The organism is Phytomonospora endophytica (genome assembly GCF_014202425.1).
In the GTDB taxonomy this organism is placed as follows: domain Bacteria; phylum Actinomycetota; class Actinomycetes; order Mycobacteriales; family Micromonosporaceae; genus Phytomonospora; species Phytomonospora endophytica.
Genome location: NZ_JACHGT010000007.1, coordinates 432982 through 440861, shown reverse-complemented (window position 1 = coordinate 440861; position 7880 = coordinate 432982). Strand labels below are relative to the sequence as shown.

Below are 7880 nucleotides of genomic sequence, written 5' to 3'. Positions count from 1 at the left end.
CGAGGACTTAACAAAACCCTCGCTCTTTGGAGCGTCATAGATTCTTGTCTCGCACCCACTATGTTCTTCTGAAACAACACACAGAAGCACACCCCCTCACACCCCGACCAGGGGACAGGGACACCACTCACCACTAGTGAGTAGTCCCCTTCTGGTCACGGGTGGGTAAAGGGTCGTGCTCCGGTGACAAGTGAATGAAGAGAACCAACGCCTGTTGGTTCACCACACACCGTTGAACGTGTTGTTCACGAATGTGTCGGTGGTCATGGCGAAGGGGAAACGCCCGGTCCCATTCCGAACCCGGAAGCTAAGCCCTTCAGCGCCGATGGTACTGCCCTGGGAACGGGGTGGGAGAGTAGGACACCGCCGAACTTAACGAACGTGGCCCCGCAGGGACCCCGATGGGGGTACCTGCGGGGCCACAGTCATGTCCGGCCCGGGCAGGCGACTTCTTCCCGGCCGGAGACAATGAGCACGACAAGACAAAAGAGGTCGCCGCCACCGAGAGGTGGGGCCGCGGGCCGGGACGTGTCCGGCGGCGGGCCGGCGCTGTCGTTCGTGTGACGACGGCGGTGAAATACGGGTGCGGCGGTTCGGCTGCCGCGGGATACGAGAGAATGATGGGCATGCCAGCTGCTGAGGACCGTTCGGACAGGGACCGCAACTCCAGGCCTGGTGGTGACGGCCGGGGAGAGCGCGGCCGCGAACACCGCGGCCGGAGTGACCACAACAACGGCTTCCGCGACGGCGGCCGAGGCCGCCAGGGCGGCTACCAAGGCCGCGATGACCGCGGCGGCGGCTATCCGCGCCGTGACGACCGTGGCGGCCCGCCGCGAGGCGACGACCGTGGCGGATACCGCGGCCGTGACGACCGCGGTGGCGAACGTCGCGATGACCGCGGCGGTGACCGTGGCTTCCAGCGCAGGGACGACCGCCCCGGCGGGTTCCAGCGCCGTGACGACCGCCCGGGTGGCGACGGTGGTGGATACCAGCGCCGTGACGATCGCCCGGGCGGTGACCGCGGTGGTTACCAGCGTCGTGATGACCGTCCCGGCGGGGGTTACCAGGGCGGCCGCGATGACCGCGGCGGCGACCGTGGTGGATACCAGCGCCGTGACGACCGTCCGTCCGGTGGCGGCGGCTATCAGCGCCGTGACGACCGTCCCGGCGGCGACCGTGGCGGCTACCAGCGCCGCGATGACCGTCCTTCGGGTGGCAGTGGCTTCCAGCGCCGTGACGATCGCCCGGGCGGTGACCGCGGTGGTTACCAGCGTCGCGATGACCGTCCCGGCGGGGGTTACCAGGGCGGCCGCGACGACCGCGGCGGCGACCGTGGCTTCCAGCGTCGTGACGACCGTCCCGGCGGTGACCGTGGCGGTTACCAGCGTCGCGATGACCGTCCCTCGGGTGGCGGTGGCTTCCAGCGCCGTGACGATCGCCCGGGCGGCGACCGCGGCGGTGACCGTGGCAGCTTCCGCGGCCGCGACGATCGCGGTGGCGACCGCGGTGGATACCAGCGCCGTGACGACCGTCCCTCGGGCGGCGATCGCGGTGGCTTCCAGCGTCGTGACGACCGTCCGTCCGGTGGCGGCGGTTACCAGCGCCGTGACGATCGCCCGGGTGGCGACCGTGGGGGTTACCAGCGCAGGGACGACCGTGGTGGAGACCGCGGTGGCTTCCAGCGTCGTGACGACCGTCCCGGCGGCGGCCGTGACTTCCGCGACCGTGGCGACGACCGCAAGCCCTACCGCGACCGTGACGATCGCGGCGACCGCCGTCCTGGCGGCCGCGAAGGCGACGACCGGCACCGCGGTGGGGAGAACCCGCCCGTTCTCGCCGGCGGCAACGAGCTCAACGAGCCGACCCTGCCGGAGGACGTGGACTACCGCGACCTCGACAAGGAGGTCCGCGAGGGCCTGAAGTCGCTGCCGAAGGGCCTCGCCGAGCGCGTCGGCCGCCACCTGGTGATGGCCGGCCGCGTCCTCGAAGAGGACCCGAAGCTCGCGCTTGAGCACGCCGCCGTCGCGCGCCGTCTGGCCTCGCGCATCGGCGTCGTCCGTGAGGGCGCGGGTCTGACCGCCTACCTCGCCGGTGAGTGGCAGATCGCGATCTCGGAACTGCGCACGGCCCAGCGCCTCAACGGCACCCAGGACTATGTCGCGATCATCGCCGACTGCGAGCGTGCCCTCGGCCGCCCGGAGCGGGCCGTGGACGCGTGGCGTGAGGCCGACCAGTCGGCCCTCAACGACGAGGTCCGTATCGAGCTGCTGATCGTGGCCGCCGGCGCCCGCCGGGACCTCGGTCAGGACGCCGCCGCCGTCGGGATGCTCCAGGTCCCCGAACTGACCGCGAACACCGGTGACGGCTGGCTCGCGCGGCTGCGGTACGCCTACGCCGACGCGCTGAAGGCCACCGAGCGCCGCGAAGAGGCGATCGAGTGGTTCACCAAGACCCTTGAGGTCGACCCCGAGGGGGAGACCGAGGCGACCGAGCGTCTGCTGGAACTCGAAGGCGTCGTGCTGCCCGAGATCGAGGACGAGGACGAGATCCTCGCCGAACTGGCGTCGTCCTCGGAGCAGGCCGAGGTGCCCGCGCCCGTCGGTGAGCGCGCCGAGTCGGACGACGAGTCCGATGAGGACGACGACTCCGACGACGAGCGTCCGGAGGAGTCGGCCGAAGCCGAGGACGACGACGAGGACGAGGACGACGAGTCCGACGACGACTCCGAGGACGAGAACGAGGACGACGAGAACGAGGACGAGGACGACGAGTCGCCCTCCGACACCCGCCCTTCCGGCGTGGTGAACCCGCCGTTCTCCGGTGGTGAGAGCCCGGCGGACAAGCCGGACCAGACGCGATGACGGGCCGGCCGACCGTGCTGCGAGGCGGTCCCGAGCCCCTCGCGGCACGGTTCGGCCTGCTCCTCCTCGACCTGGACGGTGTCGTCTACCTGCTCGATCACCCCATCGACGGGGTGATCGAGACCCTCGCCGCGCATCGCGGTGAAGGCGGCCAGGTCGTGTTCGTGACGAACAACGCCGCCCGCAGCCCGGAGACGGTCGCGGGCGCGTTGTCGGGCATGGGCGTGACCGCCGACCCCGACGAGGTGCTCAGCTCCTCGCGGACGGCGGCGACGGTGCTGGCCGAGCGTGTCCCGCAGGGCGCGGAGGTCCTGGTCGTCGGTGCGGCGAGTCTGGCCGACGAGGTCCGCCGTGCCGGCTTGAAGCCCGTCGACGGGACCGCCGGATCGGTCGCGGCCGTCGTGCAGGGCTATTCGCCCGACGTCGGCTGGCGTGAGCTGGCCGAGGCGACCGTGGCGATCCGCGACGGCGCCCTCTGGGTGGCCACGAACCCCGACGTGACCCTGCCGTCGAAGCGCGGCCCGCTGCCGGGCAACGGTGCCCTGATCGGTGTCATCACGACCGCGCTGGAGCGTGGCCCGGACGTGATCGCGGGCAAGCCCGGTCCGGCGATGTTCCGGCAGGGCGCGCGGACGGCTCCGGAGCTGTCGGCGCTGGTCGTCGGCGATCGCTGGGACACCGACATCGAAGGCGCGGTCGCGGCCGGGCTGCCGAGCATGCTCGTGCTCAGCGGCATCACGCGGCCCGCCGACGTCCTGCGCATCCCGGTGAACGCCCGCCCGGACTATCTGGGCCGTGCCCTCGGCGACGTCCGGGTCGCGCATGCCGCACCCACGTGGCGCGACACGTCGGTCGCGTGTGCGGGCTGGGAGGCCCGTGCCGATGGCGATGTGCTGCGCCTCAACGGATCCGGTGATCCCCTCGACGCCCTGCGCGCGCTCTCCGAGCTCGCGTGGGGCACGTCGTCGTGGTCTTCCGTCGAAGCCGACGGCGACGCGGCCGCGGGCGCGCTGCGGGAGTTCGCGATCGCGTGACGGGCCGGGGTTGCGCGCCCTTGTCACCATGTCCGTTATGAGCACACTGCGACTTGTGCCGGGCCTGCGTTGGTTCCGGCGTGAAGAGACCCATGTCCAGTTCGGCGTCGACCAGCGCCGGGCCGTGATCGTCGACGTCGGCGAGCCGGGCCTGATCGGCCTGCTCGACCTGTTCGACGGGAGCCGCGACGAGGGCGCCTACCTGCGGGAGGCGCGGAAGTCGGGGGCCGATCCGCTCGCGGCGGCCGAGCTGCTGCGCGTGCTGCGTGAGGCGGGTGTCGTCGTCGACAGTGCGGCGCTGCTGCCGCCGTTCCCGCTCGCGGCCGCGCCGGTGGAGGTGCGGGAAGGGCTGGTCGGTGAGGCGGCGGCGATCTCGCTGCGCCGGAAGGCCGCGCCGGGGACGCCGGCGGAGATGCTGCGGGCGCGGGCGGCGGCGCGGGTCCTCGTCGACGGGACGGGTCCGCTGGTGGAGCTCGTCGCCGGGCAGCTGCGGGCGTCGGGTGTCGGGAAGGTGTGGACGGACGGTTCGGCGCGCCGGGCGCGGCCGACCTTCGCGGTCCTGGTGGACGTGCCGCAGCCCGCGGGGCTGCTGGCCTTCGCTTACGCCAGAAGGGACCTGCCGCACCTGGCGGTGACGCGGCGGGACGGGACGGTGTGCGTGGGGCCGCTGGTGGTGCCGTCGCGGACGGCGTGCCTCAACTGTGTGGACCTGTGGCGGCGGGACCGGGATCCGCGCTGGGGGACGGTCGTGGCGCACACGCAGACGACGGCTCCGGCGGTGGAGTACCTGGAGACTCCGGTCCGGTTGATCGCGGCGGGGGTGATCGCCGCGCAGGTTCTGTCGCATGTGGACGGTGCCAGGGCGGCGGCGGTGGAGGGCACGATCGACGTCAACGCCCCCGGCGAGGTGCGGCGGAGCGGATGGGCGCCGCACCCGGCGTGCGGGTGCGGGGTCGTGGCGCTGTCGGTGGAGCCGCCTACAGCAGGGCCTTGAGCTTCAGCAGGTCGAAGAGGTTGGCCTTGATCTTGACGCGGCCGGAGGCGAAGGCCTTGCCGAAGTCGAGTTCCCCGGCGACCAGGGCCACCAGGTCGTCGCTGGCGACGATGAGGCGGATCTTGGCGTCGGGGTCGTCGCCGTCTTCGAGGCCGGTGAGGCGTCCGCCGGTGAGCTGACCGTGGAAGCTGATGTCGAGGTCGGTGATGTCGCAGGCGAGGCGGCGGTCCAGGTCGACCTTGCCGCGCAGCGAGTCGGCGTTCTCGGCGAGCTTGGTGGAGAGGTCGTCGAGTGCCGTGCGGCATTCCTCTTTGGTCGCCATCAGTCATTCCTCCGGGTATTCGGATTGCACCGTTGGGCACGGTACCTCATGGGCGGTGGGCGCCTCCGGGGTAGCGTGAGTGAATCAAGCAAACCGGTATGGGGAATGCGGAGGCCGATATGCAGGACGCGTGGCGGGCTTATCTTGAGCTGGCGCTGGGTTTGACCGAGACCTCGCGTAAGCGCGCGACGAAGGTCGTCAAGAAGCTGGCGAAGCAGAGCGGGGCGACCGTCGACCAGCTTCAGACGATGGCCGAGGATCTGATGTCGGCGAGTTCGGCGAACCGGGACGCGTTGACCAAGCTGGTGCGTTATGAGCTCGACCGGAATCTCGGGCGGGTCGGTCTGGCGACGTCGGAGGAGGTCGGTGAGCTCAACGACCGGGTCCGTGACCTGGAGTCGAAGCTGAAGGAGGCGGAGGGCCGCGCGTCGGCCGCCGAGCGCGCCGCCGCGGCGGCGACGGTGAAGAGCACGGCCGCGACCGCCGCGCCGGCGAAGAAGGCCGCGCCGGCCAAGACGGCCGCGAAGAAGACCGCGGCGGTCAAGAAGACGGCGGCGGCGAAGAAGACGACGTCGGCCGCGAAGAAGACCACCGCGGCGAAGAAGACCACGGCCGTGAAGAAGGCCGCGCCGGCCAAGAAGTCGGCTCCGGCCAAGAAGGCCGCGGCGCCGGCCGAGGGTGAGAAGTGAGCGGGATTCCCAATCCGGCGGCGTTCGCGCAGTCCCTCGCGGGACGCGCGGCGCCGTCGGCTCCGTTCGGCGACGGTGACGTCGCGGTGGTGGACGACGCCCTCGCCGGGTTGGACGGGCTCGACGAGCTGTCGTGTGCCGAGCGGGTGGGCGTGTTCGAGACGGTGCACGAGCGGTTGCAGGACATCCTGGCGACCGTCGACGACGCGTGATGCGCAGGTTGCGGCTGGACGCCGAACTGGTCCGCCGTGGGCTGGCGCGGTCGCGTGAGCAGGCCGGTGAGCTGATCGCGGCCGGGCGGGTCGAGGTGCGGGGGATGGTCGCGAAGAAGGCGGCGACGTCCGTTGATCCGGCCGATCCGGTGCTGGTGCGCGAAGGTGACGGTGCCGAGGAGTACGTCTCGCGTGGTGCGCACAAGCTGCTGGGGGCCCTGGCGGTCTTCGGTCCTTCGGGTCTGTCGGTGGACGGGAAGCGCTGTCTGGACGCGGGGGCGTCGACGGGTGGGTTCACCGATGTGCTGCTGCGCAACGGTGCGAAGGTCGTCGAGGCCGTCGATGTGGGTTATGGGCAGCTGGCGTGGTCGTTGCGGACCGATGAGCGCGTTCATGTGCACGACCGGACGAATGTGCGGCATTTGACGCCGGAGGCGATCGGGGGGCCGGTCGAGGTGACCGTGTCGGACCTGTCGTTCATTTCCCTGCGGCTGGTGCTGCCGGCTCTGGTGGCGTGCACGCGCCCCGACGGTGACATCGTGCCGATGATCAAGCCGCAGTTCGAGGTCGGCAAGGAGCGCGTCGGTTCCGGCGGGGTCGTGCGTGATCTGGGGTTGCGGGCCGAGGCGGTCTCGGGTGTCGCGGCGGCGGCCGCGGAGCTCGGGTGGGGTGTGGCGGGGGTGGCGGCGAGCCCGCTGCCGGGCCCGTCGGGCAACGTCGAGTTCTTCTGCTGGCTGCGCGCCGACGCCGGGCCGATCGACGACGGGGAGGTCCGTCGTGTCGTCGCCGAATCGGACAACGCATGATTGTCCGGTGAACGACACGACACCATCGCCGCGGTCGGCGCTTCTCGTCACGCACACCGGGCGTTCCGACAGTGCCGAGCAGGCCCGTTCGGTGGCGAAGATCCTGCGCTCGGCCGGTTTCACCGTGCGGATGCTGGCCGAGGAGGCCGTCGACCTGCCGCTGCCCGATGTGGAGCTGGTCGCGGGGGCCGTTTCGGCCGGTGAGGCCGAGATCGTCATCGCCTTGGGCGGTGACGGGACCTTCCTGCGCGCCGCGGAGCTGGCGCGGCCGGCCGGGGCGCCGCTGCTGGGCATCAATCTCGGGCATGTGGGATTCCTGGCCGAGGCGGAGTGCTCGGACCTGGAGTTCGCCGTGCGGCAGATCGCGGCCGGGGACTACACCGTCGAGGAGCGTTTCACCCTTGAGGTGACCGCCACACTCGACGGTGAGGTCATCGCCGAGTCGTGGGCGCTGAACGAGGCGACCGTCGAGAAGGGCATGCCCTCGCGGATGCTGGAGGTGCTCGTCGAGATCGACGGGCGGCGGCTGTCGCGGTACGGGTGCGACGGGATCGTGTGCGCGACGCCGACGGGTTCGACGGCCTACGCGATGTCGGCCGGTGGCCCGGTGGTGTGGCCGGAGGTGGAGGCGCTGCTGTTCGTGCCGATCAGCGCGCACACCCTGTTCAGCCGTCCGCTGGTGGTGTCGCCGTCGTCCACTGTGGAGATCCGGGTGGAGCCGCACACGACGCTGGCGGTGCTGTCCTGCGACGGGCGGCGGGTCTTCGATCTCCCGCCGGGTTCGCTCGTGCGGGTGCGCCGGGGCACGCGGCCGGTGCGTGTGGTGCACCTGTCGCAGCAGTCGTTCACGGAGCGGCTGGTGGCCAAGCTGCGCTTGCCCGTGGACGGCTGGCGGCAGAACCGCACATAGATAACGGTGAGAAGTTGCGATCCGGATTGGCCATCCGTACGTCCGTGCTACT

The 7880-nt window shown here is 71.3% G+C and carries 9 protein-coding genes and 1 rRNA gene; 8 read left to right on the top strand and 2 right to left on the bottom strand.

The genetic code is table 11. The features are described 5' to 3' along the window. Window positions 1-255: 255 nt before the first annotated feature. A 5S ribosomal RNA gene (gene rrf / locus HNR73_RS18620) occupies window positions 256-372 on the top strand. Between the two features lie 53 nt (window positions 373-425). On the opposite strand, the gene HNR73_RS39895 is transcribed toward rrf, so the two are convergent. Next, complete coding sequence (locus HNR73_RS39895; protein WP_260337237.1) at window positions 426-1961, bottom strand: hypothetical protein; 1536 nt, start codon at window positions 1959-1961, stop codon at window positions 426-428. On the opposite strand from HNR73_RS39895, the gene HNR73_RS39890 reads away from it, so the two are divergent. The 3 genes from HNR73_RS39890 to HNR73_RS18605 are packed head-to-tail and all read left to right on the top strand — an operon-like array spanning window position 1878 to window position 4889. Further along, window positions 1878-2861: a tetratricopeptide repeat protein gene (locus tag HNR73_RS39890; RefSeq protein ID WP_239122392.1), complete on the top strand. Its 984-nt coding sequence runs from the start codon at window positions 1878-1880 to the stop codon at window positions 2859-2861. The genes HNR73_RS39895 and HNR73_RS39890 overlap by 84 nt on opposite strands. Further along, a complete protein-coding gene (locus tag HNR73_RS18610; protein ID WP_184788757.1) occupies window positions 2858-3895 on the top strand; it encodes an HAD-IIA family hydrolase in 1038 nt (345 codons plus the stop codon). The genes HNR73_RS39890 and HNR73_RS18610 overlap by 4 nt, the downstream gene beginning before the upstream one ends. Before the next feature lie 37 nt (window positions 3896-3932). Continuing rightward, window positions 3933-4889 (top strand): hypothetical protein, encoded by a 957-nt coding sequence (locus tag HNR73_RS18605; RefSeq protein WP_184788756.1) that lies wholly within the window; start codon window positions 3933-3935, stop codon window positions 4887-4889. Here the strand turns inward: HNR73_RS18605 and HNR73_RS18600 are convergent. Beyond that, a complete protein-coding gene (locus HNR73_RS18600; RefSeq protein ID WP_184788755.1) occupies window positions 4873-5211 on the bottom strand; it encodes an SCP2 sterol-binding domain-containing protein in 339 nt (112 codons plus the stop codon). The two genes, HNR73_RS18605 and HNR73_RS18600, sit on opposite strands and share 17 nt — an antisense overlap. A 119-nt stretch (window positions 5212-5330) precedes the next feature. Here HNR73_RS18600 and HNR73_RS18595 point away from each other — a divergent pair, with 119 nt between their 5' ends. The 4 genes from HNR73_RS18595 to HNR73_RS18580 are packed head-to-tail and all read left to right on the top strand — an operon-like array spanning window position 5331 to window position 7828. Next, the gene (locus HNR73_RS18595; RefSeq protein WP_184788754.1) at window positions 5331-5900 is read left to right on the top strand and encodes a phasin family protein; all 570 of its coding nucleotides are present in this window, start codon (window positions 5331-5333) and stop codon (window positions 5898-5900) included. Continuing rightward, window positions 5897-6112 carry a hypothetical protein gene (locus tag HNR73_RS18590; protein WP_184788753.1) on the top strand — a complete coding sequence of 72 codons (216 nt, stop codon included), beginning with the start codon at window positions 5897-5899 and terminating at the stop codon, window positions 6110-6112. The genes HNR73_RS18595 and HNR73_RS18590 overlap by 4 nt, the downstream gene beginning before the upstream one ends. Then, window positions 6109-6918, top strand: a complete 810-nt coding sequence (locus HNR73_RS18585; RefSeq protein WP_184788752.1) for a TlyA family RNA methyltransferase — start codon at window positions 6109-6111, stop codon at window positions 6916-6918. The genes HNR73_RS18590 and HNR73_RS18585 overlap by 4 nt, the downstream gene beginning before the upstream one ends. Before the next feature lie 7 nt (window positions 6919-6925). After that, on the top strand, window positions 6926-7828 hold the full coding sequence (locus tag HNR73_RS18580) for an NAD kinase (RefSeq protein ID WP_203686975.1): 903 nt from the start codon (window positions 6926-6928) through the stop codon (window positions 7826-7828). Window positions 7829-7880 lie beyond the last annotated feature (52 nt).